The sequence below is a fragment of the Vibrio sp. 10N.261.52.A1 genome (assembly GCF_002876325.1).
In the GTDB taxonomy this organism is placed as follows: domain Bacteria; phylum Pseudomonadota; class Gammaproteobacteria; order Enterobacterales; family Vibrionaceae; genus Vibrio; species Vibrio chagasii.
This window is the reverse complement of sequence record NZ_MCYD01001141.1, coordinates 1-1,224: the sequence shown is the minus strand read 5'-3', so window position 1 is coordinate 1,224 and position 1,224 is coordinate 1. Positions and strand designations below refer to the sequence as shown.

The 1,224-nt window shown below is 45.8% G+C and carries 1 protein-coding gene; it reads right to left on the bottom strand.

All coding sequences use genetic code 11. The features are described 5' to 3' along the window. Positions 1-43 precede the first annotated feature (43 nt). A partial coding sequence (locus BCT81_RS24450) for a TrkH family potassium uptake protein (protein ID WP_102426150.1) occupies positions 44-1,224 on the bottom strand: 1,181 nt, incomplete at its 5' end.

Genomic DNA, 1,224 nt, shown 5'->3' with positions numbered 1-1,224 from the left:
GCATAACGCTGGCTTAATTTTTTCTAATTCATTAACAGGCGCGCTAGCCTGTTAGAACTGTGTCTTCTGGATACTTGAGCAGTGAAGGCTCTGGGCGAGCTAACATATACGCTAAAGTTAAGGGACCGATACGGCCAATAACCATCACAACAATCATGATGTATTTTCCAGGCTCAGTCAGGTTTGCAGTTAACCCTGCCGTCAATCCTACCGTTGCAAAGGCAGAAATCACCTCGAACATGACTCGATCAAACGCGGCTTTTTCGGTAAGCATTAACAAAAACATCGCCGTAGTTAATAACGCCCCACTGACCACGATAATGGCCAATGACTTGGTTACCGCCTGCCATGTAACCGTACGTTTAAACATCACGACGTGCTTTTTCTGACGTAGGAATGTCCAAGTCGCGACAAAAGCAACTGCAAAGGTCGATACCTTAATACCGCCCCCTGTTGAGGTAGAACCAGCACCAATCAGCATCAATACAATCATCACCAACAATGCAGGCTGGGTGTACTGAGATAAATCCACACTGTTAAAGCCAGCGGTACGAGCGCTTGCTGATTGAAAAAACGCCGCTAACCATTGACCTTGAGTTGATAGCCCTTCCATAGTCGTGGAGTTATTTCTCTCGAGCAGCCAAAACAATACCATACCCACCAACAATAGAGTCGGGGTTGCGGTTAGCATGATCTTGGTATGTAAATGTAGATGCTGAAAGCCTCTACGCCAATTACTCGATAAGTCACCGACAACCGTAAAGCCCAGGCCTCCAAAAATGAACAGAGCCGCTAAGGTAAAGATCACCAATGGATCGTCAACAAAGCTCATCATACTATCTGAGAACAGAGCAAAACCTGCGTTATTGAAGGCTGATATCGCATGAAACAGTGCGTAAAAGCTTCCGGTTGCCCATCCCATTTCGGGAACCCATCGGAAGCAGAGCAATACAAAACCAATAAATTCAGCCACTAATGCGAAGACGATTATCTTCTTGACCAATTTTCGAAGGTTAATCTTACGATCTTGTCCCAATGCTTCTTTCGCTAATGCCTGTTGCTTCAAGCTTAACCGAACACCAAACATGTAAAGCAGTACCGCAGATAAAGTCATTTGCCCTAGCCCACCTACCTGCATCAAGAACATCAGCAAGATTTTTCCAGCTAAAGTAAAGTGCTCGCCCGTATCGACGACCCCTAACCCTGTCACGCTAATCGCAGAGG